Source organism: Sneathiella sedimenti (assembly GCF_017313765.1).
In the GTDB taxonomy this organism is placed as follows: Bacteria; Pseudomonadota; Alphaproteobacteria; order Sneathiellales; family Sneathiellaceae; genus Sneathiella; species Sneathiella sedimenti.
Genome location: NZ_JAFLNC010000001.1, coordinates 774,230 through 799,242 on the forward strand (window position 1 = coordinate 774,230; position 25,013 = coordinate 799,242).

26 protein-coding genes are annotated in these 25,013 nt (G+C 56.4%); 12 read left to right on the forward strand and 14 right to left on the reverse strand.

What is annotated here, in order from left to right; translation table 11 throughout:
- Positions 1 to 124 precede the first annotated feature (124 nt).
- Genes J0X12_RS03640 through J0X12_RS03665 form a run of 6 tightly spaced genes read right to left on the reverse strand, consistent with a single transcriptional unit; the run spans position 125 to position 4,615 of the window.
- Positions 125 to 388: an HPr family phosphocarrier protein gene (locus tag J0X12_RS03640; protein WP_207042373.1), complete on the reverse strand. Its 264-nt coding sequence runs from the start codon at positions 386 to 388 to the stop codon at positions 125 to 127.
- Between the two features lie 42 nt (positions 389 to 430).
- Positions 431 to 835 carry a PTS sugar transporter subunit IIA gene (locus J0X12_RS03645; protein ID WP_207042374.1) on the reverse strand — a complete coding sequence of 135 codons (405 nt, stop codon included), beginning with the start codon at positions 833 to 835 and terminating at the stop codon, positions 431 to 433.
- 37 nt (positions 836 to 872) lie between these two features.
- Positions 873 to 1,775, reverse strand: a complete 903-nt coding sequence (gene rapZ / locus J0X12_RS03650) for an RNase adapter RapZ (protein WP_207042375.1) — start codon at positions 1,773 to 1,775, stop codon at positions 873 to 875.
- Entirely contained in the window at positions 1,768 to 2,199 is a 432-nt protein-coding gene (locus tag J0X12_RS03655) for an HPr kinase/phosphorylase (protein ID WP_207042376.1), read from the reverse strand. The genes rapZ and J0X12_RS03655 overlap by 8 nt, the downstream gene beginning before the upstream one ends.
- Before the next feature lie 25 nt (positions 2,200 to 2,224).
- Positions 2,225 to 3,895, reverse strand: a complete 1,671-nt coding sequence (locus J0X12_RS03660) for a sensor histidine kinase (RefSeq protein ID WP_207042377.1) — start codon at positions 3,893 to 3,895, stop codon at positions 2,225 to 2,227.
- 21 nt (positions 3,896 to 3,916) lie between these two features.
- A complete protein-coding gene (locus J0X12_RS03665; protein WP_207042943.1) occupies positions 3,917 to 4,615 on the reverse strand; it encodes a response regulator transcription factor in 699 nt (232 codons plus the stop codon).
- Between the two features lie 202 nt (positions 4,616 to 4,817).
- Here J0X12_RS03665 and J0X12_RS03670 point away from each other — a divergent pair, with 202 nt between their 5' ends.
- Positions 4,818 to 5,540, forward strand: a complete 723-nt coding sequence (locus tag J0X12_RS03670; RefSeq protein WP_207042378.1) for a HugZ family pyridoxamine 5'-phosphate oxidase — start codon at positions 4,818 to 4,820, stop codon at positions 5,538 to 5,540.
- 179 nt (positions 5,541 to 5,719) lie between these two features.
- Positions 5,720 to 7,333, forward strand: coding sequence for a phosphoenolpyruvate carboxykinase (locus J0X12_RS03675; protein ID WP_237687939.1), 1,614 nt, complete (start codon positions 5,720 to 5,722; stop codon positions 7,331 to 7,333).
- A 60-nt stretch (positions 7,334 to 7,393) separates the two neighbouring features.
- On the opposite strand, the gene J0X12_RS03680 is transcribed toward J0X12_RS03675, so the two are convergent.
- The gene (locus tag J0X12_RS03680; RefSeq protein WP_207042382.1) at positions 7,394 to 8,299 is read right to left on the reverse strand and encodes an ABC transporter permease subunit; all 906 of its coding nucleotides are present in this window, start codon (positions 8,297 to 8,299) and stop codon (positions 7,394 to 7,396) included.
- Between the two features lie 80 nt (positions 8,300 to 8,379).
- Between J0X12_RS03680 and J0X12_RS03685 the strand changes: the two genes are divergently transcribed.
- Positions 8,380 to 8,883: a hypothetical protein gene (locus tag J0X12_RS03685; RefSeq protein WP_207042384.1), complete on the forward strand. Its 504-nt coding sequence runs from the start codon at positions 8,380 to 8,382 to the stop codon at positions 8,881 to 8,883.
- Between the two features lie 96 nt (positions 8,884 to 8,979).
- A complete protein-coding gene (locus J0X12_RS03690; protein WP_207042386.1) occupies positions 8,980 to 9,912 on the forward strand; it encodes an AEC family transporter in 933 nt (310 codons plus the stop codon).
- Here the strand turns inward: J0X12_RS03690 and J0X12_RS03695 are convergent.
- From J0X12_RS03695 to ubiE, 7 genes are all read right to left on the reverse strand, one after another.
- Positions 9,900 to 10,700, reverse strand: a complete 801-nt coding sequence (locus J0X12_RS03695; protein WP_207042387.1) for a HesA/MoeB/ThiF family protein — start codon at positions 10,698 to 10,700, stop codon at positions 9,900 to 9,902. The genes J0X12_RS03690 and J0X12_RS03695 overlap by 13 nt on opposite strands.
- A gap of 3 nt (positions 10,701 to 10,703) precedes the next feature.
- The gene (gene cysK / locus J0X12_RS03700; RefSeq protein ID WP_207042388.1) at positions 10,704 to 11,657 is read right to left on the reverse strand and encodes a cysteine synthase A; all 954 of its coding nucleotides are present in this window, start codon (positions 11,655 to 11,657) and stop codon (positions 10,704 to 10,706) included.
- 27 nt (positions 11,658 to 11,684) lie between these two features.
- A complete protein-coding gene (locus tag J0X12_RS03705) occupies positions 11,685 to 12,134 on the reverse strand; it encodes an RrF2 family transcriptional regulator (RefSeq protein WP_207042389.1) in 450 nt (149 codons plus the stop codon).
- 2 nt (positions 12,135 to 12,136) lie between these two features.
- Positions 12,137 to 12,607 carry a dUTP diphosphatase gene (dut, locus tag J0X12_RS03710; protein ID WP_207042390.1) on the reverse strand — a complete coding sequence of 157 codons (471 nt, stop codon included), beginning with the start codon at positions 12,605 to 12,607 and terminating at the stop codon, positions 12,137 to 12,139.
- Positions 12,595 to 13,830, reverse strand: coding sequence for a bifunctional phosphopantothenoylcysteine decarboxylase/phosphopantothenate--cysteine ligase CoaBC (gene coaBC / locus J0X12_RS03715; RefSeq protein WP_420497041.1), 1,236 nt, complete (start codon positions 13,828 to 13,830; stop codon positions 12,595 to 12,597). The genes dut and coaBC overlap by 13 nt, the downstream gene beginning before the upstream one ends.
- 111 nt (positions 13,831 to 13,941) lie before the next feature.
- The gene (gene ubiB / locus J0X12_RS03720) at positions 13,942 to 15,552 is read right to left on the reverse strand and encodes a 2-polyprenylphenol 6-hydroxylase (RefSeq protein WP_207042399.1); all 1,611 of its coding nucleotides are present in this window, start codon (positions 15,550 to 15,552) and stop codon (positions 13,942 to 13,944) included.
- Between the two features lie 28 nt (positions 15,553 to 15,580).
- Complete coding sequence (gene ubiE, locus J0X12_RS03725) at positions 15,581 to 16,342, reverse strand: bifunctional demethylmenaquinone methyltransferase/2-methoxy-6-polyprenyl-1,4-benzoquinol methylase UbiE (protein ID WP_207042401.1); 762 nt, start codon at positions 16,340 to 16,342, stop codon at positions 15,581 to 15,583.
- A gap of 90 nt (positions 16,343 to 16,432) precedes the next feature.
- On the opposite strand from ubiE, the gene mutM reads away from it, so the two are divergent.
- The 8 genes from mutM to recF all read left to right on the forward strand — a co-directional run bounded on the left by mutM (position 16,433) and on the right by recF (position 25,007).
- Positions 16,433 to 17,269, forward strand: a complete 837-nt coding sequence (gene mutM, locus J0X12_RS03730; RefSeq protein ID WP_207042402.1) for a bifunctional DNA-formamidopyrimidine glycosylase/DNA-(apurinic or apyrimidinic site) lyase — start codon at positions 16,433 to 16,435, stop codon at positions 17,267 to 17,269.
- A 71-nt stretch (positions 17,270 to 17,340) separates the two neighbouring features.
- Positions 17,341 to 18,117: an enoyl-CoA hydratase gene (locus tag J0X12_RS03735; protein ID WP_207042403.1), complete on the forward strand. Its 777-nt coding sequence runs from the start codon at positions 17,341 to 17,343 to the stop codon at positions 18,115 to 18,117.
- 155 nt (positions 18,118 to 18,272) lie between these two features.
- Positions 18,273 to 18,539: a 30S ribosomal protein S20 gene (gene rpsT, locus J0X12_RS03740; protein ID WP_207042404.1), complete on the forward strand. Its 267-nt coding sequence runs from the start codon at positions 18,273 to 18,275 to the stop codon at positions 18,537 to 18,539.
- A 476-nt stretch (positions 18,540 to 19,015) separates the two neighbouring features.
- On the forward strand, positions 19,016 to 19,462 hold the full coding sequence (locus J0X12_RS03745; RefSeq protein ID WP_207042405.1) for a rhodanese-like domain-containing protein: 447 nt from the start codon (positions 19,016 to 19,018) through the stop codon (positions 19,460 to 19,462).
- A gap of 32 nt (positions 19,463 to 19,494) precedes the next feature.
- A complete protein-coding gene (dnaA, locus tag J0X12_RS03750; protein ID WP_207042406.1) occupies positions 19,495 to 20,874 on the forward strand; it encodes a chromosomal replication initiator protein DnaA in 1,380 nt (459 codons plus the stop codon).
- Positions 20,875 to 20,990: 116 nt separating this feature from the next.
- Complete coding sequence (locus tag J0X12_RS03755; RefSeq protein ID WP_207042407.1) at positions 20,991 to 22,412, forward strand: MFS transporter; 1,422 nt, start codon at positions 20,991 to 20,993, stop codon at positions 22,410 to 22,412.
- 252 nt (positions 22,413 to 22,664) lie between these two features.
- A complete protein-coding gene (gene dnaN / locus J0X12_RS03760; protein ID WP_207042408.1) occupies positions 22,665 to 23,783 on the forward strand; it encodes a DNA polymerase III subunit beta in 1,119 nt (372 codons plus the stop codon).
- A gap of 69 nt (positions 23,784 to 23,852) precedes the next feature.
- The gene (recF, locus tag J0X12_RS03765; RefSeq protein WP_207042409.1) at positions 23,853 to 25,007 is read left to right on the forward strand and encodes a DNA replication/repair protein RecF; all 1,155 of its coding nucleotides are present in this window, start codon (positions 23,853 to 23,855) and stop codon (positions 25,005 to 25,007) included.
- Positions 25,008 to 25,013 lie beyond the last annotated feature (6 nt).

Genomic DNA, 25,013 nt, shown 5'->3' on the forward strand with positions numbered 1-25,013 from the left:
AGGTCGCGCTCGTAAGAACGGGAACCAGCTCCGATTGCCATCTGTATAGCAACCCTTACCTGCTTAATCAATATACATATAAAGAAATATTTATATCGTTATAACGACGAATTTTGTCGGCTTTTCACTCTTCACCGAACTTGTCGGCAACCAGCCCTGACAATGCCTCGATGGCGGCGGTGGCGTCCGGCCCGGTAACTTCCACTGAAATTGTCGTGCCATTTGAGGCGGCGAGCATCATCAGCCCCATGATCGAGCTGCCGGAAACCTTGTACTCACCCTTTATGACGTGGATATCAGCGTTGTATTTCTCAGCGCATTTGACAAATTTGGCCGCCGCGCGGGCATGCAGGCCACGGGCATTGCTAATCACAAGGTCGCGTTTCATGTCCACGCGCCCTTCGCAAAATCAGCGCTCCTGTCGGTCATTTCAGGATTTGTCAGCCAAAAGGTGAGAGGCAACATTGATATATTTCCGACCTGATTCTTGCGCAGCGGCAACCGCATTGGCCATATTATCCTCCCCGCGAACACTTGCCAGCTTGATCAGCATCGGCAGGTTGATGCCGGCAATCACCTCGACATTTGCCTTTTCCATTACAGATATGGCGAGATTGGACGGTGTCCCGCCGAACATGTCGGTCAGGATTATCACACCGGCGCCGCTTTCCACCTCGGCCACGGCGGCGAGAATGTCCTGGCGTCGTTGTTCCATATCATCGTCCGGACCAATCGATATGGCACGCACCTGGGTTTGCGGGCCCACCACATGTTCTGTCGCATTGACGAATTCCTCCGCCAACCGGCCGTGGGTCACCAAAACCATTCCGATCATTTTCCCCTCATTCCTTGTTGAAAAGACGTATCTTTTCCTATCTGGTTGTTATTTCGGCATCTGCCAGATCGCGATGCACCAAATTAGCAAAATAACCGGATTTTACCACCAGGTCATGAATTTTTTCCGCAACGCACACAGAGCGATGACGACCGCCCGTACAGCCGAATGCAATGGTGAGGTAGGATTTCCCCTCCTCGACATAACGCGGCAATAACAATAACAGCAGCTTTTCCACCTGATCCATGAAGTCAGCATAGGCCGGGTCCCGCCCAACGAAATCCGCCACCTCCTGATCCCGCCCGGTCATCGGCCTCAAACGGTTGTCGTAGAAAGGGTTCTGCAAAAACCGGACATCAAACATCAGGTCAGACTCGCGGGGGATTCCGTGGACATAGGAAAAGGACATCACCGTCACGGAAAGACGGGACGCCCGCTGCAGGCTGAAATGCCCCGTCAGAAGGCGTTTAAGTTCCGGCTGGGAGAGATTTGTGCTGTCGATCCGGAGATCGGCTGCATTTTTAAGACCGGCAAGTCGCTGTTTTTCCAGGCGTATCCCGTCACCTACCGGACGGTCGGTGGCGAGCGGGTGCCGGCGACGGGTCTCGGTAAAGCGCCGCTGCAGCACCGCGTCGTCACAATCCATGAACAAAAGACGGACCGGGTCATGGCCTTTCGCGCGCAGGGACGCGATCACTTCCAGCACCAGTTCTGTTGAAAAGCCCCGTGTCCTGAAATCAATACCGACCGCCAGGTTTGCAATGCCCCCTTCTCCGGTCTCATTCACCATTGCCGGCAGCAGGGAAAGCGGGATGTTGTCCGCGACTTCCCATCCCATATCCTCAAACTGGCGCAGGGCTGTACTTTTGCCCGCACCGGAGAGGCCGGAGACAATAACTACCTGGTTCCGAGGACGACCTTCGGGGTCCATTTTACTCATACCCTGTCCGTAATGGGTTTTGACGGAGCGCCAGACGCACAACCGCTTCCGACGACGCCGTAAACGGATCAAGCGCACGACGCGGGACTTCCACGTCATCAAATACGGCAACGTCATCTGCCGGCGCCCGATCAATCTGGCTATAGGGCATCAGATCGAAGACAAGCGCAAGCGGAATATCCCCTGTCACAGGCAACGGCATCAGCCCGAGACCTCGCACCTCGATCCTGCCGGAGATTTCGACGGGCGCCTTTAGATAAAGCCGGCCATCGCGCATGTGAATTTCGGTATAATCGTCGGATATTAATGTGCCGCCGCCATCAACCAGCCGCAGCGCAAGATCGGACTTGCCGGACCCTGAAGGGCCCCGCAACAGGACGCCCTTGCCCTCAATCTCGACTGAACTGGCATGACAAGTGATCATAATTCCGACCCTATGCCAGACCTTCCTATTTTGGCAACTTTATTAGGAATATGGCGCCCAGCACCTTACCCGTTTCATCCGTCCGGTTTCGGGCAGTAATTGTCCCGCCATGGGCGTCAATGATCAGCCGGGAAATGCTGAGCCCGAGCCCCGAATGTCGGCCAAAGCCCTCTGCTTTGGGTCTTTCCGTATAGAAGCGGCTGAAAATGGCATCGAGCTTGTTCTCGGGAATGCCGGGCCCTTCATCTTCAACGCTGAGTTCGACAAATTTGTCGTCCTCCTTGAGGCGGATCAGAACCTGGCCATCTTCCGGAGAGAAAGAGACGGCGTTGTCTATGAGGTTTCTGAGGACCTGGCCCAACCGACCCGGGAGGCCGGTGACCTTAACCGCTTTTCCAGGCCGCTTGAAATCAAAGGAAATCGCAGTGAACATCTGGGTCGTGCGATAGCCATCAAGCACCCCTTCCACCAGCTTGATCAGGTCCACCGGTTCACCCTCCGCACGGGAGAGTTCCGCATCCAGGCGGCTCGCGGCCGAGATGTCGGTGATCAACCGGTCGAGCCGCTTTACATCACTGGCGATAACGACGCGGAGTTTTTCGCGCGTTTCCTCATCCTTTACCCGCTCGAACGCCTGTACTGCCGTCCCGAGGGAAGTCAGCGGGTTCTTCAATTCATGGGCAACGTCAGCGGCAAAAGCCTCAATCGCGTCGAGCCGGTCGTAAAGAGCCGTGGTCATTGCCCGGAAGGAGACGGAGAGATCGCCGATCTCGTCCTTTCTGTCCGAGAAGTCGGGTATGACCATGCGCCGCCCGATTCCACGGCGCACCTTGTCCGCTGCCTCCGCAAGCACATGGATCGGAGCCGCAATGGTACGCGCTAGGAAGAGGGAAAGGAGCAGCGTGATAACCAACGTGACCGCGAAGACAATCAGGGTCGTCACCTGCGCTGAGCGGACGGCGTCATCAATACTGCTTCCACTTTCCGTCAGCAGCAATCCGCCGAGGATATGCTTGAACCCCTGAACGGGCACGGAAACGGAAAGGACAAGCTCGCCCTTATAGGTCTGGCGGGTCATACGCCCGTTGTCACCATTGATGGCGGAGCCAATTTCCTGGAAATCCGCTGCGCTCGGGATCGGGTTCGTCGGGAAGAGCGGATAGTCATATTTTGCCGGGAACAGCTTTTCCCAGCCGTCATAGAGCTCCTCAAAGAAAAGACGCACGGGACTTTTCACTTCCGGTGGGGGAAGCTCTTCCGACACGATATTACGACCGGCGGAAATCAGGCGGCGGCTGTCGGCAATCAGCACCCCTTCCCGATCGAACAGGAGCGCCGGGGTATTGGTCACGATGGAAAGCCGTCTCAGAACGCGTTTAATGGGAAGGGAATCGAGCGTCAGATATTGAACCTGCCCGTCAAGCGAGACCTCTTGCAGCGCCGCCTCACCAAGGGCGCCCGCTATCATCCGGCCATTGGTCGTCAGCGCCTGGAACCGCGCCTCGATCAGGCCATCACGGAACTGATCAAGGTACAGAATTCCGCCCGCCAGAAAAACAACAGAGAACAGATTGATCGCCATAATCCGGCGTCCAAGAGAGGAAAAGGGGCCTCGCCTTACCTTTTTCTCCCGGTTCTCCGATTTTTTTCCGTCAGGAACTGACTCTCCTACATGGAGATTAGGATCCACATTCATTCAGTCTGAACCGTTTCGGTACTATTTTTCCTTGAACCGATACCCGACGCCATACAGAGTTTCGATGGCAGAAAAGTCGGGGTCCGTTGCCTTGATCTTCTTGCGCAGCCGTTTGATATGGCTGTCAATCGTGCGATCATCCACATATATATTGTCGTCATATGCCGCGTCCATCAGCTGATCACGGCTTTTTACATGACCCGGGCGCAGCGCCAGCGCGTGCAACAGCATAAACTCTGTCACTGTGAGTGTCACTTCCTTGCCATCCCAGAAGCAGGCATGGCGGATGCTGTCGAGCTTTAGCTTGCCCCGCAACATAATATCTTCCTCGCTCTCGCTCTCGCTTTCTTTTGCGGAGCCATGGCGCCTGAGGACTGTACGGATACGTTCCACCAGCAGGCGCTGTGAGAAAGGCTTACGGATATAGTCGTCGGCACCCATCTTGAGGCCGAGAAATTCGTCAATCTCGTCATCCTTCGAGGTCAGGAAAATGACCGGCAGGCTGCTCGTCCGGCGCAGGCGGTTCAATAGTTCCATTCCGTCCATGCGCGGCATCTTGATATCCAGCACCGCGAGATCCGGCGGGTTGTCGGCGAGACCTTTCAGGGCCTCTTCCCCGTCCGAATATTTAGCCACCTCGAACCCTTCGCTCTCCAGAAGGATCGAAACGGTCGTCAGGATATTTTGGTCGTCATCGACCAAGGCTACTTTCGTGGCCATATCAGTCCCCAGATTCATGTCATCACCTTATTGTATGATCTGTCGCATCTAATTGCCATCTACATTTAGTCAAATTAAGGCAACAGAATGTCCAAGATGAAATTACCGCTCTCGAGGCGCCAAAAACCGTCTAAAATGCGGAATTAGCCGCAGGAATTTAATTTTTCTTTGCATTTGTTCGAATTTTTCGCAAAACAGACCGATGACAGATTCATCCCATACCGACAGCCGAGCGGAAACGGTGCGTCGGCTTCTACGGCAGGCGACGACGGCCTCCCTCGCGACCAGCATGGCAACTGACGCGACCCCTTATGCATCCCTGGTGCTGATGGCAACCGATCCTGCGGGACAGCCGCTTCTTCTTCTTTCCGACCTCGCGGTGCACAGCCGGAATATTGCCCGTAATGCATCTGTCTCGCTGTTGATTTCGGAACAACCGGGAGATCGCGATCCGCTCACCCTGCCCCGCATCTCAGTGGAAGGCCATTTGCAGGTGGTTGATGACAAGAACCTGAAGGCGCGCTATCTGCGCCGTTTCCCCTCAGCACGCGATTTTGCGGAATTTTCCGATTTCAACTTTTATCGAATGACTATTGCCCGCGCCCATCTGGTCGCCGGATTTGGCGAAATTCATTGGCTCGATCCGGAAAAGTTCCTCATTGATCCGGGATTTCTGCAAACTGGCAAGGCAGAGTCCGATATCGTCAATCACATGAATACGGATCACGCGGACGCGGTGCAGGAACTGGTTACCGCGGCAACGGGCACCCCCGCCGATGGCTGGGAAATTTGCGGCATTGATAGAGAGGGAATGGACCTCCGGCAGGGCTGGCGATATGAACGGATTCTCTTTTTTACCCCTGCGACGAGTGCGGATGACGTCCGACGGCAGATTATCGGTCTGTTAAAAAACGCAAGAAATTAATAGAAAATTCAGCTGTTCTGATTTAAGTGGAACTAATCCAATGGAAAAATGAAACAGTCGCAAAAAATGAAAGATTTTAAGTCGCTTTTTTGGTGACAGTTGTATTGCGCGCCTTATACATGCGCCTTATTCTAAAATGAAAAGCCCGGAACCGGGCATCTCTTTTACAACACTGGAGAATGATAGTGGAGCAGATTGGACCCCGTAAAAGCAGCTATGGGCTGGAAAAGAATGGCCTGGGCAACGTGGGCAAAGCATATTGGAATTTATCGACGCCGGCTCTTTACCGCGAATCCCTCTTGCGCGGAGAAGCCTCACTTGCCGCCGGTGGCCCCCTTGTTGCCCTTACCGGCCAGCACACGGGCCGTTCCGCTAACGACAAATTCATCGTGAAAGAGCCTAGCAGCGAGAAGAATATCTGGTGGGGCGCGGTCAACAAGCCGATCGACGCTGACAAATTCACCGGTCTGCATAAGAAAATGCGCGACTATCTCACCGGAAAAGAAGTATTCGTGCAAGATTGCTATGCAGGGGCCGACGCCAATAATCGCCTCCGGGTGCGGATCATTACCGAATGCGCCTGGCACAATCTATTTGCCCGCAACATGTTCATCCAGCCCGCACTGAATGAGCTTGAGAATTTCGAGCCCGAATTCACGATCCTGCAGATTCCTTCCTTCGAGGCCGACCCTGCCGTTGACGGCACCCGCTCCGAAGTGTTCGTCCTTCCCAATTTTGCGGAAAAACTTGTGATTATCGGTGGCACCTCCTATGCCGGTGAAATCAAGAAGTCTGTCTTCTCCATCCTTAACTACCTCCTCCCGGAAAAAGACATCCTGCCAATGCATTGCTCGGTCAATGTCAGCAAGGAAGGTAACTCCAGCGTCTTCTTCGGCCTGTCCGGCACCGGTAAAACCACCCTCTCCGCTGACGCCAGCAAAATGCTGATCGGCGATGACGAGCATGGCTGGTCAGACGACGGCGTCTTTAACTTCGAGGGCGGCTGTTATGCCAAGGTGATCAATCTCTCCAAGGAAGCCGAGCCCGAAATCTATGAAACCACGCGCCGTTTTGGTACGGTCCTTGAAAATGTCGTAATGGACCCGGACACCGGCGAGCTTGATCTCGATGACAACAGCCTGACGGAAAACACGCGCGCGTCCTACCCTATCGAGTTTATCCCTAATGCCTCCGAAACAGGCGTTGCGGGCAATCCAACCAATGTCGTGATGCTGACCGCCGATGCCTTCGGCGTCCTGCCCCCGATCTCGAAGCTGACACCAGAGCAGGCGATGTATCACTTCCTCTCCGGCTATACCGCAAAACTGGCCGGCACGGAAAAAGGCCTCGGCAACGAGCCCCAGGCGACCTTCTCCACCTGCTTCGGCGCCCCGTTCATGCCGCGGCACCCCGCCGTTTATGCCAAGTTGCTCGGCGAAAAAATCGCCAAACACGGCGTCAACTGCTGGCTGGTGAACACCGGATGGACCGGCGGCGAATATGGCATCGGCCACCGCATGCCCATTGGCCACACCCGCGCGCTCGTGAACGCGGCTCTCGATGGCACGCTTGCCAATGTTGAAACGGAGAAGGACCCCTTCTTTGGTCTGGCCATGCCGACCTCCTGCCCGGGCGTTCCTTCGGACATTCTCAACCCGCGCAACACCTGGGCGGACAAGGCGGCTTATGACACCAAGGCGAAAGACCTTGTGGCCCGCTTTATCGAGAATTTCGAGCAGTTCACCGACTATGTCGAGGATGACGTGCTGAAATCCGCGCCAAAAATCGCGTAAGCACCCAACTCGTCAAGACCTGAACCGCCGGCCGGAGCTTGATTGTTCCGGCCGGTTTTTTTATGTCCGTGCCCGCATTCCTTCCGGCTTCAGGACCAGAACCAGGGTGAGGATGCAAAACGCGGCAACATCGCGGTAGGCGAGATCGAGATAAGCGGACCAGTAGGTCTCAAACAACGCCAGCAAGGCCGATGCCAGCACCGCCCCTGAAAGCGACCTCAGCCCGCCGATCACCGCAATAAACATGGTTTTCAGGCCAATGACCGTTCCCATGACAAAACTTGCGCTGCCATACAACATCGCGATGAGAGAGCCGGCAAGGGCCGCACAAAGGCTGGCAAGAATAAAGGACGCCGCAAGGATGAGCGGGATATTCACACCGCATAGCGCCGCCATCGGCAGATCCTCAGAACAGGCGCGCCAGTAGATGCCGAAACGGTTCCATTTCACTAGCATGATCAGCAGCCCGACAACGCAGAAGGCGACCAACACCGCGGCGATCTGCAACGGAGTGACCTGAATGGGGAAGCTCTGAGACTCAATAAGGCGGATTGGATCAGAAAAAAACGGCCGCTGCCATAGTTCCCGCGAGCTGTTGATAAGCCGCATTATTTCTTCGAGGGTGATGGCGATAGCGACAGTCGCAATCAGCATCGCCTGCGGTCGACGGTTGACCAGATGCCGAAGCGCCAGATGATGCAGCGAAAATCCCAGCAGCGCGCTATTGGCGAGGGCAATCCCCATTCCTGCCATAACCACGAGTAACAGCGGCCAGAAAGTTACGCCTTCCAGCAGGGATATCATCAGGATCGTTACATAGGCCGCCCACATGGCGATGGCGCCAAAGGCGAGATTAAGGCGGTTTGTCACGCCGTAGAACAGCACGAAGGCCACGGACAGCAACGCATAAATTGCCGTCACCTGTACCGCGTTCATCAGTTGTTGCAAGGCGTATAGCAGCGACACTCCTCACTCCCTTCCGGAAAATGGACAGCAATCGAGGGGAAGCGTATCATATGGCCTGAATTTGGTCAGGGAGAATTCAATTGAAGGCGTTTGCTGCCAGTCTACTGATCTTCGGGATGCTGTTGTCCGGCTGTGGTGAGGACAAAGACGCGCCCTATCTGGAATTCACCGGCGGTGGCTTTATCTTCAACTACCGGATCGGGGAGGCGTTCTATGGATTTGTTGCAAGACCCCTTCGCGATATCCCGGAGGGCACGGAAATCATCGCAGAATTCGAGAACCCCGTAGGAGGAGAGCCGCTGATCGTCACCGCGACCGCAAATTCTGCCCAGCTGCAATATATGCTGCGGACACCGGGGGTTTCCGGAGTGGTCAGGGATCGCCCATACAAAGTCACCATTACCCTGCAAAGGCCCGGTACGGTTACGCCTCTCGCCACCTATTCAAAAGAATATAGATCCAGCATCAACCAGTCGGACATGCCGGGTGTTGCGTTGACCATCGGTCCCGGATATCATCCCAACCCGGAGTTATATGACCCCAAGGAGAAAGCTTTCGTGATACCAAAAAACACGAAACAATAAGTCCAGAGGTATTTCCGCTGGTCAAACGGATCAATATCAACCACAAAGCAGGCGAACTTCCCGGCCTGTACCAATAATAATAAAGGACATTCGAACATGTGGGCGATATCGCTTTCCGTGCTGCCGATATTCTTATTGCTGGTGCTCGGCAATCTGCTCCGGCGGAACGGCTTTCCGGGCGGCGATTTCTGGCACCATGCGGACAGGGTCGTTTATTGGGTGCTATTTCCTGCGCTGCTTTTCTATAATACGACGACCGCGCCTTTCAGTAACGAACTGGTCGGCAGCTACTCCCTTGCCTTGCTTGGCGGACTTATCGTGACGGGACTGGCGTCCCTGCTGGCCGTCAAGATATTCAGGATCGATCCACGTATCGGTGGCTCCGTCTTTCAGGGTGCCGCGCGTCACAACACCTTTATCGCCTTTGCCGTCGCCGACTACCTCTTTGGCGCGGAGGGTCTATTGCTCGCCGCGGTTGCCACCGCCGTGCTGGTCCCCGTTACCAACCTCTTCTGCGTGACGGTACTGGTCGCCTATCAGGGACCTTCCGGCACCCATTCTCTCAAGCGACGGTTAGTGGGCGAAATTGCCCGTAATCCGCTGATTATGGCCATTGCTGCCGGGGCGTTCCTTAATTTTACAGGCATTGGGCCCCTGCCCGTCATTAGTGACTTCGCAGGTCTGCTCTCCAAGGCGTCCCTGCCCTTCGCGTTGCTCTGTGTTGGGGCTGGCCTGAAGATCAAGTCCATCCATACCGGTGCAACCTATGTCCTGATCTCCACCGTGCTAAAACTCCTCCTGTTCCCGCTGGTAATCACAGGGGTCGCCATCGCAACCGGGCTGGAGGGGGTCGCCGCGATGATCCTGATTATCTATGGCACCATCCCGACGGCGAGTTCGGGCTATGCCCTTGCCAAGCTGCTCGGCGCAGACGCTGAGGTTATGGCGGGGATCATTACCATTCAAACCATGATCTCCATGATCTCCCTGCCGCTCTCCCTTACCGTCGCCGCCGCCTATTTCATGTGACGATGAGCGGATAAGTCCGTGATTGTCGGATTATTACTACAAAGTGGGCAAGCTGGATCACGGGGAATTTTGATTTTACGCACCTCGGCGGCGAGCGCATCATAAAGAAGAAGACGGCCTGAGAGTCCTTCGCCGATAGTGAGCAGTTCCTTCACCACCTCGACCGCCTGCAGGGTTCCGACCACACCGGCAAGCGCGCCGAGAACTCCGGCCTCGCCACAGGTCTGCGCCACATCAGGTGGAGGCGGCACCGGAAACAGGCAGCGATAGCAGGGGTTTGCCCCTTCCTCATAGGGTTTGAAAGTTGTGATCTGTCCGTCAAACTGCAAAATAGCGCCCGAAACAAGAGGCTTTTTCGCAAAATAACAGGCATCGTTAAGCAGAAAGCGGATCTCGAAATTATCGGTGCCGTCGGTCACGAGATCATAATCAGCAATTATTTCCTCGATATTTTCCGCGGTCAGGCGCGCGTGATATTCTATAACCTTGACATCCGGGTTGATCTCCGCCGCCGCCTCTGCTGCGCTTCTCACCTTCGCCACGCCGATATCCGCGGTGCCATGGGCGATTTGCCGCTGCAGATTGGACAGATCCACCACATCGTCATCGATGATCCCGATGGTGCCGACCCCCGCTGCCGCGAGATAGAGCAGCATGGGCGAACCCAGCCCCCCTGCCCCGACGATCAACACCTTTGAGCGCAGCAGTTTCTGCTGCCCCGCGCCGCCGATTTCGCGCAAGATGATATGACGGGCGTAACGGTCGAGTTGATCGTCGCTGAGCGCCATGACCTAAAGGCCGTCAAACAGCGCGGTGGTAAGGTATCTCTCGGCGAAGGACGGGATGATTACGACGATGGTCTTGCCGTCCATTTCGGGCCGGTCAGCAATTTCCAGCGCCGCCGCCACAGCCGCGCCGGAGGAAATGCCAACAGGAATACCTTCAAGCCGGGCGACTTCCCGTGCTGTCTCAAACGCGGTTTCATTACCGATCGTGAGGACTTCATCGATCAGGCTTTCATCCAGGTTTTTCGGCGAAAATCCGGCGCCGATCCCCTGAATCTTGTGCGGTCCTGGCTGTCCGCCAGATAAGACGGGGCTATCCTCAGGCTCCACCGCGACAATGCGAACGTCGGGTTTTTTCGCCTTCAGTACCGTCCCTACACCCGTCAGAGTTCCGCCGGTGCCAACGCCCATCACCACCACATCGACCTTGCCACCCGTATCTGCGAGTATTTCTTCTGCTGTTGTTACCTTATGGACGGCAGGATTGGCGGGATTCTCGAACTGCTGCGGGATAACGGCATCACCGATTTCAGCTTTCATCTCCTCCGCGCGGGCGATGGCGCCGTTCATGCCTTTCGCCGCATCGGTCAGTTCGAGATTGGCACCGAGAAGTTTCAGCATCTTGCGCCGCTCCATCGACATGCTTTCGGGCATCACCAGGGTCAGGTGGTATCCCTTCGCTGCACACACAAACGCGAGGCCAATGCCGGTATTACCGGACGTGGGCTCGATAATCGCAGTATTTTCCCGGATCAGGCCCGCTTCCTCCATCGACTCAATCATCGCCGCGGCGATACGATCCTTCACAGAGGCCAGTGGATTGAAAAATTCCAGCTTCAGCAGGATATCAACCTTGCTTCGGCAGTCTCCTCCGATCCTCCGGGCCCTGACGAGCGGGGTCGCCCCGATGGTATCGACAATGGACTCATAGATTTTGCCACGAGGCGCATCATTTTTCATTTTATGCTCAACTTATTGTTTTATCGATTAAATTTCGAAATACGAGCCGTCGCTCGGCGCCTCAACCTCGCCCTTTGCCATGGCCCGTTGGCAGAGATCCTCGAGGGTCACGCTATCCAGCTCTGCCAGCAAGCAGGCCTGTGCCTCGTTCCACAGCGGCCCGACAACATTCTGCCCGATTTCAGAGGTGAATATCTGCGCATCTTCCTCCGCTTCTGCCGCACTGATCACCCGAATGACGTCGCCTGCCGTGATCCGGCGCCGTTCCCGTGCGAGACGATAACCACCGCGAGGACCGCGCACCCCTTTTAAAATACCCCCATGAACCAGCTGTTGCATCACCTGCTCCAGATAACGCAGGGGAATGCCTTGCCGCTTGGTGATTTCCTTGGATTGCACTGGGTCGGGCCGCGCATTAAAGGCAATATCGACCACCGCCTCCAGCGCATACAGCATTTTCTTCGGCAGATGTAACATTGCTAACCCGCCTCCTCCACTTCCGCAACGCCGGTGGACCCGAATCCGCCTTCGCCGCGCACTGTTTCATCAAGGCTTTCCACTTCGCGCCAGCCTGCCTGCAGTACCGGTGCAACCACCATCTGCGCGATCCGGTCCCCTCGCTCTACCACAAAAGTTTCCTCGCCCGCGTTCATCAGGATGACGCCAACCTCACCGCGATAATCTGCATCAATGGTACCGGGGCTATTGGGCAAGGTAATCCCCTTTTTTAATGCCAGGCCGGAGCGGGGGCGGATTTGAGCCTCATACCCGCGTGGCAAGGCTATCTTGAAGCCTGTCGGGATCAACGCCCTGCCGCCGGGCGGAATTTCGAGCACCGTTTCGACCGCGGCGCGAATGTCCATCCCGGCACTATCCGCAGTTTCATAAGACGGCAGTGGAAGGCTTTCACCGTGGGAAAGGCGGGTGATGGAGATGGTTACGTCAGACATGCGTCAACCTCTTGAAAATACTTCGCAATTCTGTCCGCCAGCGTCCGTGCCACGGCCTCCTTGCTCTGCTTTGGCCAATCCTCGACCGAGTCCCGCGTCAACAGGAATACCTGGTTGTCATCACCCCCGAAGGTGCCGGTTCCGGTGCCGACATCATTGGCAAGGATCCAGTCACAACCCTTCTTGGCAAGCTTGGCCTTGCCGTTCTCAATTATCGTTTCGGTTTCAGCGGCGAAACCAATCACCAAAGAGGGGCGGTCGCTCTTACGGGCGCTTACCGTTGCCAGGATATCGGGGTTTTCCGCGAGTGACAGGCTGGGAAGCTGCCCCTCGCGCTTCTTGATTTTCTGGTCCGATTCCGCTTCGACCCGCCAGTCGGCAACGGCGGCGGCGAAAATGGCGGCCTCAACGGGCAGGGCGGCCTCGCAGGCGGCCAGCATGTCTTTCGCGGATTCGATCGATTTCCGCGTCACCCCTCGCGGCGTATCCAGACGGGTCGGACCCGAAACAAGAGTCACCTCTGCGCCCAGATCGGCGAGAGCGGCGGCGATCGCGTAGCCTTGCTTGCCGGAAGACCGGTTGGCGATATAGCGCACAGGGTCGATCGGTTCATGGGTCGGCCCGGCGGTCACAAGCATCTTCCGCCCCCGGAGGGGCTTTTTGGCGCTACCTTGAAAAAAATCGACAATCGCACCGCAGATCGCCTCCGGTTCCGACATACGGCCCGGCCCGTATTCGCCGCAGGCCATATCGCCGTCATCAGGACCGATGGTCATAATGCCATCGCCTTTTAAGGTGTTCAGGTTACGTTGCGTCGCCGGATGCCCCCACATGCGGACATTCATGGCGGGCGCGATCAACACCGGCTTGTCCGTTGCGAGAAGGGCTGTCGTTGCCAGGTCGGTCGCTTGACCTGTTGTCATTTTTGCCATCAAATCGGCGGTCGCCGGGGCGACAACCAGAAGATCGGCGCTGCGCGAGAGCTGGATATGGCCCATTTCAGCTTCATCGGTAAGAGAGAAGAGATCGTCATAGACTTTCTCCCCAGTCAGTGAGGCAACAGAGAGAGGGGTTACAAACTCTTTCGCGGCCTTGGTCAGGATCGCGCGGGTTCGAATTCCCTGCTTCGAAAGAAGGCGGATAAGCTCGAGGGACTTATAGGCCGCAATTCCACCGCCAATGATCAGCAGAACCGACTTATTTTCGATATTTGCGCCCAAAATATTCCATTCCCTATATTTTACTGATCTTTTCTGTAAAAAATAATAATTCCCCCGGCATCCCGCAAGCTATTTCTTGCCGGCATCATGATAAAGGCGGGATTTGAGGTCAGATCAGACCGCAAGCATCAGTAAATAGGCCGCGAGGGCGCCAAGAAACACCCCACCCGCCAGATAACCGGTACGGAGACGCTGCTCCGTCGCGGCATTTTCGTCGTCCATTTCCTGCCGGAGCGTCTTCTCGCGCGTTTCTAGGTCTGTCAGCAGGTCATCGGCCTTGGTAACGATCGCCGGGATCTTGCGCAGCAGTGCGATCCCGTCCTTCACCACATCGGCGGCCTGTGCCTCCACACCCATGTTTTCCCGCATCCAATGGGCAACAGTCGGGGTGGCAGATTCCCAGAAGTTGATTTCAGTGTTCAGGCTCTGGGCCACGCCTTCCGCCGTGACCATGGTTTTTTGCAGCAGAAGGAGTTGCGGCTGGGTTTCCATCTCGAAGGTTTCGGTAATCTGGAAAAGCTGCACCAGCAGCCGGGCGATGGAGATTTCATTCACCGGACGACCAAGAATAGGTTCTCCGATCGACCGGCAGGCCTGCGCGAAGTTGGCCAGCGACTTGTGCTTCGGCACATAGCCCGCCTCGAAATGGATTTCAGCCGCCCGCCAGTAATCGCGGGTCAGGAAGGCATGCAACATTTCCGCCATGAACAGCCGAGTTTCCCGGCTCATCCGACCCATGATTCCGAAATCGACGGCAACCAGTCGTCCGTCATCTGTCACGAACAGGTTGCCGTGATGCATATCCGCATGGAAAAAGCCATCGCGCAGCACCTGGTGCAGGAAAACGCGGATGACATTGTCGGCAAGCGCCTTGAGGTCATGCCCGGCGGCAACCAACTCGTCCTTCTTTGAAATACTGATCCCGTCAATGCGGCTCTGGGTCATCACCCGCTGAGCCGTTCGCTGCCAATCGATCTCCGGCACGTCAAATTCCGCATCCTCGGCAAAATTCTCCGCCATTTCCGACGCCGCGGCCGCCTCCAGCCGTAAATCCATCTCCAACTCCACGGAATCGGCCATGGTGTCGACGATCTTGGTCAACCGCAGACGGCGCATGTTCGGCTGATAGCGTTCCACCAGTTCGGCCAGCCAGTAAAAGAGCCGCAGATCGCGCTCGAACGCATTCTCAATACCCGGTCGCAGGATCTTCACGGCAACATCGCGGAGAACTTCCTCGGTTGCCGCGGGATCGTCATCCGTCGGGGCAGGGACCATTTCCCGCACTGTTGCAAAATGCACTTGCGCGATGGAGGCGGCCGCGACAGGTTCCGGATTGAACTCGGCAAATAATTCTGCCAAAGGCTTGCGAAGTTCGTATTCGACGGTATCGCGTGCCTGCTCGAACGGGAAGGGCGGCAGACGGTCACGCAGGTTGCCGAGGTCCAGCACCATTTCCTCGCCGATTAGATCGGCGCGTACGGAGAGCGCCTGACCCAGCTTGATAAAACTGGGGCCCAGGTCCTGCAGCGCGTTGGCGAGCCGTTCACCGTCACGCAAGTCCTTGCTTCGGGTGGCGCCGAGGGCGAATAGCGGCATAATTTTCCGAAGCAGCACAAGATATAGAGGCAGCCGTTCGAAATTATCGAGGAAGAACAGGGCGTCATGGCGCGCCAGCGTCCGGGCAACGAAGAGCAGTCGCAGGGCATTGTTGAAGATCCGGATCACAGAATGTCGCTCCTAAAAAGGTCCCGCCTTATAACCGCCAGCCTGAATGCATGGCGGCAATGCCGCCGGAAAGACGGCGGTACTTGACCTGCCCGAAGCCCGCCTCGCGCAGCATGTCGACGAAACGATCGGCATCCGGAAACTGGCGGATGCTTTCCACCAGATACTGATACGACGCCTTGTCCTTCGCCACCACGCCACCGATCTCGGGCAGCAACTTGAAGGAATAGAAGTCATAAAACTCCTTCAATACCGGCGCCTCCACCTTGCTGAACTCTAGGCAGAGAAACCGGCCGCCCGGCTTCAGAACACGGTAGGCCTCGCGCAGGGCCTTGGGGATATCCGTCACATTGCGAATACCGAAGGCAATGGTGTAGGCATCAACCGACTTATCGGGAAGGGGGAGGGATTGCGCGTCACCGTTCACCCAGTCAAGCCCGGCGAGACGAGCGTGATCGATGGCGCGATCCTGTCCGACGCTCAGCATGGCGTGATTGATATCGAGTACCGTAACCCGGCCGTCATTTTCCACGGCATCCAGGAAGCGAAAGGCAATATCGCCTGTGCCACCCGCCACATCCAGAAGATGCTGCCCCTTGCGCGGCATCAGCCAGTCGATCATCGCCGACTTCCAGAGCCGGTGGACCCCGCCGCTCATCAAATCATTCATCAGGTCGTAATTTTCGGCAACGCTGTCAAAAACGCCGCGCACAAGCCCGGCTTTGTCATCCTTTGGGACCTCGCGAAACCCGAAATGGGTGCTATCCGATGCGTTATCCGAAGCTGCCATCGCACTTTCCGTCAATTGACTGAGTTGATCGCCCTGTTTGGTCGAAATAAGAGCATAGCGCAAGGCTTAAAATAAGGCTACTGTCCCGCCATGCCCGAATTACCAGAAGTCGAAACCGTCTGCCGTGGTCTGGAACAGGCCTTGATCGGCGACCAGTTTACTACCGTCACGCTGCGGCGCGAGAACCTGCGTTTTCCCTTCGCTGACGGATTCGCGGAGACACTGACCGGCCGGAGGATCGAGGCCATCCGGCGCCGCGCGAAGTATATCCTGATGAGCCTGGAAGGTGGGGACGTGATGATCGGCCATCTTGGGATGTCGGGAAGCTTTCGAATCGAACCCGATCCTGATCCAATGAGGCCGTTTGACAAGCATGACCATGTTATTTTCGAGACAGCGCGCGGCCTTCGTGTGCGCTATCACGATCCGCGCCGGTTCGGCTTCATGCTGCTGACACGGGCGGAGGTGCTGGACAGCCACCCTCAACTCGCCGGGATCGGTCCGGAACCGCTCGGCAATGAATTCAATGGGCCCGTGCTCGCAGAGCGGCTGGCAGGACGAAAGACGCCGATCAAGATCGCGCTTCTCGACCAGAGGGTCGTGGCCGGGGTCGGCAACATATATGCCTGTGAGGCCCTGCACCGCAGCGGGATATCGCCCAAACGCCAGGCGGCGAATGTGAAGGGCCGCCGGGCTGACCTGCTCGCCGCCGCCATTCGAACCGTCCTGGAAGAAGCGATTGCCTCCGGCGGATCAACGCTGCGAAATTACAGCCACACCGATGGGGAACTCGGTTATTTCCAGCACCGATTCCTCGCCTACGACAAGGAGAACGCACCCTGCCCGACTGTGGGCTGCACCGGCATCATCCGGAGAATCACGCAATCCGGGCGCTCTACTTTTTACTGTCCGAAATGTCAGCGCTAGGCTGGACAAAGAATATTCCATGAAGATAATGAGCGCAAATGACCCAACGAAACCAATAACAGGATACTCCCATGGCCTATAATAATATTGTCACCGATACGAAAGGCGCCGTCGGCATCATCCGCCTTGATCGGCCGAAAGCCCTCAACGCCCTCTGTGCCGAGCTGTTTGAGGAACTGGCCGACGCCCTTGATAAGTTCGAGGCCGATGAAAATATCGGCGCCGTTGTCCTTACGGGCTCGGAAAAGGCGTTTGCCGCAGGCGCCGACATTCTCGAAATGCAGCCGAAAACCTATATGGATGTCTATAAGAGCGACTTCCTGAGCCACAATTCAGAACGGCTTTCCACTTTTCGCAAGCCTGTGATCGCTGCCGTGGCGGGATACGCGCTCGGCGGTGGCTGCGAACTTGCCATGATGTGCGACTTTATCCTTGCCGCCGATAACGCGCAGTTCGGCCAGCCCGAAATAAAGCTTGGCACCATCCCCGGTCTTGGCGGTACCCAGCGCCTGACCCGTGCAGTCGGTAAATCCAAGGCCATGGAAATGTGCCTGACCGGCCGGATGATGAGCGCAGAGGAAGCGGAAAGTTCTGGACTGGTCAGCCGGATCATCCCACTTGACGACCTGATGGATGAGGCGGTGAAGGTTGCCGGCGAAATTGCCGATCTTTCACAACCGATCGTCATGATGTGCAAGGAAAGCGTCAACAAGGCCTATGAGACGACCCTGCGCGAAGGAATCATGTTCGAGCGGCGGCTGTTTCATTCGACATTTTCGACCGAAGACCAGAAAGAGGGGATGTCTGCCTTCGCCGAAAAACGCACACCGGAGTTCAAGAACCGCTAATTCAGGACGAATTTCCGGGGATTTACCGGCAACATCAACATAATTGGCGGAAATTTACGAATTCCCGCCAATTATACCCATTCTTCTGTTGACTGCGTATTTCCCGCTGGTTATAACCCGGCTTCCGAATTTCGAAGCTAAAAGACAGGATTGTCATGGCGCATCATAAATCTGCATTGAAACGCATCCGGCAGACAGACGTCCGGACCGAACGTAACCGGGCCCGTCGCAGCCGCATTCGCACCTATGTGAAAAAGGTCGAGCTGGCGGTAACAGAAGGGGATCAGGCGAAAGCCAACGAGGCGCTTCGCGCTGCCCAGTCTGAACTAACCCGTGGCGTGGTAAAGGGCGTATACAAGAAGAATACGGCCTCCCGCAAGATCTCCCGTCTGAATGCGAAAGTAAAAGCACTCTCCGCATAAGACGAGAATCGATTCAGAATCAAGCCGCGGCCTGAAAAGGATCGCGGCTTTTTTATGTGCCATTGCGCTTTATAGGCGTGCCGTTGATTGTGATTTCTCGCGGCGTTTTACCAGTTAACTTCCCCGCTATGGAACAGCTTACAACATCTTGTAGGTCAAGAAATTGTTCAGTCAATTCATGAAATAAATTTCGGGTCTCCCGTCACCCTTTCCTTGCATGGGGGGTGTGGATAAGTTTACTCTGCCCGGTCTCAAAGGAGCACTCCCAATCCTTATATCGAGTGGATTAAGAGCTGATGAAGGGGCGAAATACCGCCTGGGAAATGCTGTGTCCAGTAGCGTGCGCGTTTAATGTAGTTTTGCGTTGTGTATCAGTTTAGAGGTGATTCCAGGGGGGAACACCGGAAATTCTTTGGCGCTGATGTTCGGACCTCACCGGATAAAGCTCTGCATATTGGAACGAAGGATATATTTGAATGACGAATGGGGGAACGCCCGGCACCAACGCAACCTATGCCGGTGATATGACAGTTCAGGAATCATGGGAATTACTTGCAAGTGACCCGAACGCGGTCCTTATAGATGTCAGAACAACAGCAGAATGGGCTTATGTGGGAATGCCCGATCTGTCTTCGCTCGGTAAAACAGTCCAACCCGTCTCTTGGGTCCTATTTCCCGATATGTCCAAGAATGAAAATTTTATCGACGAGATTTCGGCCCTGCAGCCGAACAAGGACGCGCCGATGATATTTCTCTGCCGGTCGGGGGTGCGTTCTATCGCCGCTGCCGAGGCCGCCACACGGGCAGGATACAGCCGCGCCTATAATGTCCTTGAGGGATTTGAGGGCGCAGCGGATCCCAACGGTCACCGGGGAACTGTTGGCGGCTGGAAAGTCGCCGGTCTCGACTGGAAACAAAACTGATGACAGCGCAGACGGAACCAGGGGCTTCTGTAATGACAAGAAATGCGCAATGGGAACAGATTAGGGAGCAGCTTCGTAGCGAATACGGCGCCGCGACATTTAATTCCTGGCTGAAGAATATCGAATTGGACAAAATCGACGGCAATATGGTTTCGATGACCTTGCCGACGCGATTTCTACGCGACTGGGTTCTAAACAACTACGCCAACCGTATTCGTCAACTCTGGAGCGCGATAGATCAATCAGTCACGGCTGTCGATATCCGGGTCAAACCTCTCGACAAGAAAAATGGGGCCGCTAGTAAACCGAGTTTCGGCCTGGCTGACACGAGCGAACCGTTCAAAAGCAAGACGGCCACCATTGCCGAGTCGGCTCATCCTGACCCGTCCCTGATGGCGCCGCTTGATCCGCGCTTTACCTTTGAGAACTTCGTTGTCGGCAAATCGAACGAGCTTGCCCATGCCGCCGCCCGTCGCGTCGCCGAGGCCAAAGATTCCGTTCCCTTCAACCCGCTCTATCTTTATGGCGGCGTCGGGCTTGGCAAGACCCACCTGATGCATGCGATCGGCCATGCCATTGCCGCCAACAGCCCGGAGAAGAAGGTTCTCTATCTTTCTGCCGAAAAATTCATGTATCGCTTTATCCGAGCGCTCCGGTTCAAGGATACGATGAACTTCAAGGATCAGTTCCGCTCTGTCGATGTGCTGATGATCGATGATGTGCAGTTTATTGCCGGCAAGGACAGCACACAGGAGGAATTTTTCCATACCTTCAACGCGCTGGTCGACCAGAACCACCAGATCATTATTTCCGGCGACCGTTCTCCCACCGACCTGGAAGGGATGGAGGAGCGGATGCGCTCCCGCCTTGGCTGGGGCTTGGTTGCGGATATTCACCCGACCGATTACGAACTTCGCCTCGGCATCCTGCAATCGAAGGTCGAGCAGGGTAAGCTCGAAATCGAACCCCGCATCCTGGAATTTCTTGCCCATCGCATTACTTCCAACGTGCGGGAGCTGGAAGGCGCACTCAACCGCGTGCTGGCCTATTCCGATCTAGTGGGTCGAGCGGTAACGCTGGAGAGCACCCAGGAAGTGCTGCGCGATCTACTGCGTGCCAACGACCGGCGCATCACGATCGAGGAAATCCAGAAAAAGGTCGCCGAGCATTTCAATATCCGCATGTCGGACATGCATTCCGCCCGCCGCGCCCGTGCCGTTGCCCGCCCGCGCCAGGTGGCGATGTATCTCGCCAAGCATCTGACGTCCCGCTCGTTACCGGAGATCGGCCGGAAGTTTGGCGGTCGCGATCACACAACCGTCATGCATGCGCTCAAGAAAATCGATGAACTGCGTCAGGAAGATATCGCCCTGTCGGAGGATATCGACCTGTTGATGCGGATGCTGGAGTAAAAGCGGGAGAGGGAGCTTTGATCCGTCAAACGGCATAATTTGCAAGATCGCACTGTTTGCCGCCTCGCTCCCGAAGGGTTCTGACCCCGTTCGTTCCATTAAAAAGGGGCCGTTTCATGGATCAACCTCAACCAACCGGCACTGTCCGCTGGCGCGAAATCCTCAATCGACAATACGGGCTGGCTTTGGCGCTGGTCTGCCTCGGCATCTGGCTGCATGCGGCAGACAGCCTGCTGGTCGCCACCATGGTGCCGCAGATTGTCGCGGAAATCGGCGGCGCCGAGTTGATCGCCTGGACGGTTGCGCTCTATGGCATAGGGTCCATCATTGCGGGCGCCTCCAGTGGCCTGCTAACCCTCCACTATGGCCTGCGCGGACCAATGACGTTCGCGGCGCTATTATTCGCGCTGGGCTGCGGCGTCAGTGCGCTTGCGCCCGAAATGTGGGTGGTGCTGGTCGGTCGTTTGTTTCAGGGGTTGGGCGGCGGCGGATTGATGGCGATGGCGTTTGTCGCGGTAAGTTCGCTGTTTCCGCGGCGCCTTACGGCGCGCGCCATGGGGGCCATCAGCACATTATGGGGCGTTTCCGCCTTTATCGGGCCGCTCGTGGGTGGCCTTTTCGTCGAATATGGCACCTGGCAGGGCGGGTTCTGGTTTTTTGCCATCCAGGCGATCCTGATGGCGATCTGGATCCAGTTTACCCTTCGGAAAAGCAAAAAGCAGGAAGATAGACCCCATATCCGGTTTCCTTTCTGGCGCCTTAGCTGGCTTTCCCTCGGCGTCTTCCTGATTGCCTATGGCGGGATCGAGGTTTCTGTCCTGCAAACCAGCCTGTTTGTGGGCCTTGGCGTCATGGCGCTGGTTATTTTTCTATTTCTGGACGGCAAAAAATCGGAGAACCGCCTGCTTCCCCACAATCCCCTGAATTTACTGACACCGCTTGGCGCCGCCCTTGTCCTGGTCCTCGCCTTTTCGACAACCACCATCGCCATTACGGTCTATGGACCCTATCTGATCACCGTCATTCATCATGAGCCGCCCATCGTCGGTGGATATGTCATGGCCTGCCTGTCTATCGGCTGGTCGATAGTCGCTTTCCTGGCCTCAGGCGTAGCGGAAAAGCATGATGCCAGAATGATTTTCAGCGGCATGCTGGTCATCACAGCCAGTCTTCCCGGTTATGCCTACAGCCTGCCAAATGGGCCGGTCTGGCTGATCGGCGTTTTTGCCGCGATACAGGGCGGTGGGTTCGGGATGGCCTGGACCTTCATCCTGCGGCGCGCCATGAAACTTGCGCCCGCGAACGAATATGAGCGCGTCTCCAGCGCCATTCCGACCCTTCAGCGGGTAGGGTTCGCCCTTGGGGCGGCCTATGCCGGCATTCTTGCCAATGCGGCGGGCCTGTCGGAACAGGCGGACATCTCGACCATTCATGTTGTCGCCTGGCTGCTGCCACTTGCCAGCCTGCCCGCGGCGGCAATTGGGCTGGTTGCAACCTACCAATTTACCCGGCGACGGTCGGGCGGCGCAACGCCCTGATATTACTGGCAATTTCGGGTCATTTTACGCCTGGCTCGCGCACGCGAAAACCCTAGGTTTCCTGGTCTCACTCTGCTATAGTGGCGCACGGTCTCCCATACCGGCTCGAAATTCGATTCAAGGTTATGAATCAAATTCTTAGGTAGTCGGCGGATTTGCTGGTCCCGGGGAGAATTATATTGAAGTAGCCGGCCTTTATCGGGCATAATGACAGCCCTTTTTGAGTAACCTATTTGAAGCCTGATTGAGCCAATGAAACTGACAATAGAACGCACCGCTTTGCTGACGTCCCTGAGCCATGTGCAAAGCGTTGTCGAACGCCGCAACACAATCCCGATCCTTGCCAATATCCTGATGGACGCACGAGACGGATTTCTTGGCCTGACGGCAACAGATCTTGACATAGCGATCAATGAAAAGGTCGCGGCGAACATCGACGCCGAAGGCGCCACGACCATTCCGGCCCATCTGCTGTATGACATCATCCGCAAGCTGCCCGAAGGCAGCCAGGTGGAGCTGGACTACAAAGCGGCGGAAGAACGGATCTATGTGCGCAGCGGACAATCGAAATTTGCCCTGGCCTGCCTGCCGCAGGATGATTTCCCGGTTATGGAAACCAATCAGCTGCCGCATAATTTTGTGCTGTCGGGTAATATCCTCAAGCGGCTGATCGACAAGACACGGTTTGCCATCTCAACGGAAGAGACCCGCTATTACCTGAATGGTATCTACCTGCATACAGCGGAAACGGAAGGCGTTCCCATGCTGCGCGCAGTGGCGACCGACGGTCATCGTCTCGCCCGGGTCGAGACGCCGGTCCCCTCTGATGCTGAAGGCATGCCGGGCGTTATTGTCCCGCGCAAGGCGGTGAGCGAGGTTCTCCGCCTGATTGACGAACGGGACGAGCCCGTTTCGATATCCCTGTCGGAGACTAAAATCTGCTTTTCCTTCGGTGACACGATCCTGACGTCGAAGCTGATCGACGGCACCTTCCCCGACTATGAGCGGGTGATCCCGGCGGGCAATGACAAGGTTCTCGAATTGGATGGCAAGTCCTTCGCCCAGGCCGTTGACCGCGTGTCCACGGTTGCAACCGAGAAAACCCGTGCGATCAAGCTGTCGCTCAGCAATGATCTGATTACTCTCTCCGCAACGGGAGCGGAAGCGGGAAGCGCCACGGAGGAAGTTGCGGCGACCTATAGCGCCGATGAAATGGAGATCGGCTTCAACTCGAAATATCTGCTGGATATCACCGGCCAGATCGACGGGGAGAATGCCCGGTTCCTGTTCGCCGACGCGGGATCACCAACCATCGTTCGGGACAGCGCTGATGAAGGAGCGCTCTATGTCCTGATGCCGATGCGGGTCTAAATTGGCGATCAATTCAACACCGTGAGTCATCGGCCCGGAACGATGGGTGTCGCCATTGAGGAGCCATTTGTGTCCGCCTACGTTATTACGCGCCTGATTTTGACAGATTTTCGCAACTATACGCATTTGAAGGTTGAAGCAGATGACCGTCCTGTCGTCCTGACGGGCGCCAACGGCAGTGGGAAAACCAACCTTCTGGAGGCGATTTCCTTCCTCACACCGGGGCGGGGATTGCGTCGGGCGAAACTGACGGAAGCGTCAAATACCAAGGGCAGCGGTGGCTGGGCGGTGGCGGCGGACGTTACCTCCGACGCCGGGATGAGTACCCTCGGCACCGGCGTGATGGGTGCCGCTGATAAAACGGAAAATAAAGAGACGGCAGAGCGCCGTTCGGTTAAAATAGACGGACAGACGATGGGCGGCTCTTCGGCCCTCGCGGAGTATATAAAAGTCAGCTGGCTGACCCCGCAGATGGATCGCCTGTTTCAGGAAGGAGCCGGGGGCAGACGGCGGTTTCTCGATCGGCTGACATTCGGCTTCGATCCGGCCCATGGCAAGCGGATGACGGCATTCGAGAAAGTCATGCGGGACCGGAACCGGCTGTTGAAGGACGGACGGTATGACCGTCATTGGCTCTCCTCGCTGGAACGGTCACTCGCGGAAACCGGAACAGCCATCGCGGCGGCACGACGGGAAACGACGGCACGGCTGAACGGTGCCATGGAAATGGCCGGAAGAAGCGCCTTTCCCAAAGCCGAGGTCAGTGTGGACGGCTTGCTGGAGGGTTGGCTCGGGGAGATGAGCGCGCTGGCGGTGGAAGACAGATATCGCGAAGAGCTGGAGGCGTCACGGCGCCGGGATGCTTTGGCGGGAAGTACGCAGCTCGGCCCACACCGGAGTGATCTGGGTGTCCTGCACAAGGATAAGGGCGTTCCGGCAGGTCTCTGCTCGACGGGTGAACAGAAAGCCCTGCTGATCTCGATCATCCTCGGGGATGCGCGATTGCAGGCCGGAATGCAGGGGCAGGCCCCGATTTTGCTGTTGGATGAGATTACGGCACATCTCGATGCAAAACGGCGGGTGGCGTTGTTTGACGAGATTGAGGAAATGAAAACACAGGCCTGGATGACAGGCACCGATTATGCCCTGTTTTCCGAGCTTGGAAACCGGGCGCAGTTTTTAACGGTCGACGATGGCGCTATTCGCCGGACGGCCGTTAGCTAGAAGGAA

Coding starts and splice junctions, on each gene's coding strand:
- J0X12_RS03665 (WP_207042943.1), bottom strand. CDS start 4,615: ATGGCCACGAAAGTAGCCTTGGTCGATGACGACCAAAATATCCTGACG.
- rapZ (WP_207042375.1), bottom strand. CDS start 1,775: ATGAGTAAAATGGACCCCGAAGGTCGTCCTCGGAACCAGGTAGTTATT.
- J0X12_RS03745 (WP_207042405.1), top strand. CDS start 19,016: ATGACGAATGGGGGAACGCCCGGCACCAACGCAACCTATGCCGGTGAT.
- dnaN (WP_207042408.1), top strand. CDS start 22,665: ATGAAACTGACAATAGAACGCACCGCTTTGCTGACGTCCCTGAGCCAT.
- J0X12_RS03675 (WP_237687939.1), top strand. CDS start 5,720: ATGATAGTGGAGCAGATTGGACCCCGTAAAAGCAGCTATGGGCTGGAA.
- J0X12_RS03670 (WP_207042378.1), top strand. CDS start 4,818: ATGACAGATTCATCCCATACCGACAGCCGAGCGGAAACGGTGCGTCGG.
- J0X12_RS03695 (WP_207042387.1), bottom strand. CDS start 10,700: ATGGCGCTCAGCGACGATCAACTCGACCGTTACGCCCGTCATATCATC.
- J0X12_RS03655 (WP_207042376.1), bottom strand. CDS start 2,199: ATGATCACTTGTCATGCCAGTTCAGTCGAGATTGAGGGCAAGGGCGTC.
- J0X12_RS03755 (WP_207042407.1), top strand. CDS start 20,991: ATGGATCAACCTCAACCAACCGGCACTGTCCGCTGGCGCGAAATCCTC.
- ubiE (WP_207042401.1), bottom strand. CDS start 16,342: ATGGCAGCTTCGGATAACGCATCGGATAGCACCCATTTCGGGTTTCGC.
- J0X12_RS03705 (WP_207042389.1), bottom strand. CDS start 12,134: ATGTTACATCTGCCGAAGAAAATGCTGTATGCGCTGGAGGCGGTGGTC.
- dnaA (WP_207042406.1), top strand. CDS start 19,495: ATGACAAGAAATGCGCAATGGGAACAGATTAGGGAGCAGCTTCGTAGC.
- J0X12_RS03640 (WP_207042373.1), bottom strand. CDS start 388: ATGAAACGCGACCTTGTGATTAGCAATGCCCGTGGCCTGCATGCCCGC.
- mutM (WP_207042402.1), top strand. CDS start 16,433: ATGCCCGAATTACCAGAAGTCGAAACCGTCTGCCGTGGTCTGGAACAG.
- J0X12_RS03735 (WP_207042403.1), top strand. CDS start 17,341: ATGGCCTATAATAATATTGTCACCGATACGAAAGGCGCCGTCGGCATC.
- J0X12_RS03660 (WP_207042377.1), bottom strand. CDS start 3,895: ATGAATGTGGATCCTAATCTCCATGTAGGAGAGTCAGTTCCTGACGGA.
- J0X12_RS03690 (WP_207042386.1), top strand. CDS start 8,980: ATGTGGGCGATATCGCTTTCCGTGCTGCCGATATTCTTATTGCTGGTG.
- dut (WP_207042390.1), bottom strand. CDS start 12,607: ATGTCTGACGTAACCATCTCCATCACCCGCCTTTCCCACGGTGAAAGC.
- J0X12_RS03645 (WP_207042374.1), bottom strand. CDS start 835: ATGATCGGAATGGTTTTGGTGACCCACGGCCGGTTGGCGGAGGAATTC.
- cysK (WP_207042388.1), bottom strand. CDS start 11,657: ATGAAAAATGATGCGCCTCGTGGCAAAATCTATGAGTCCATTGTCGAT.
- rpsT (WP_207042404.1), top strand. CDS start 18,273: ATGGCGCATCATAAATCTGCATTGAAACGCATCCGGCAGACAGACGTC.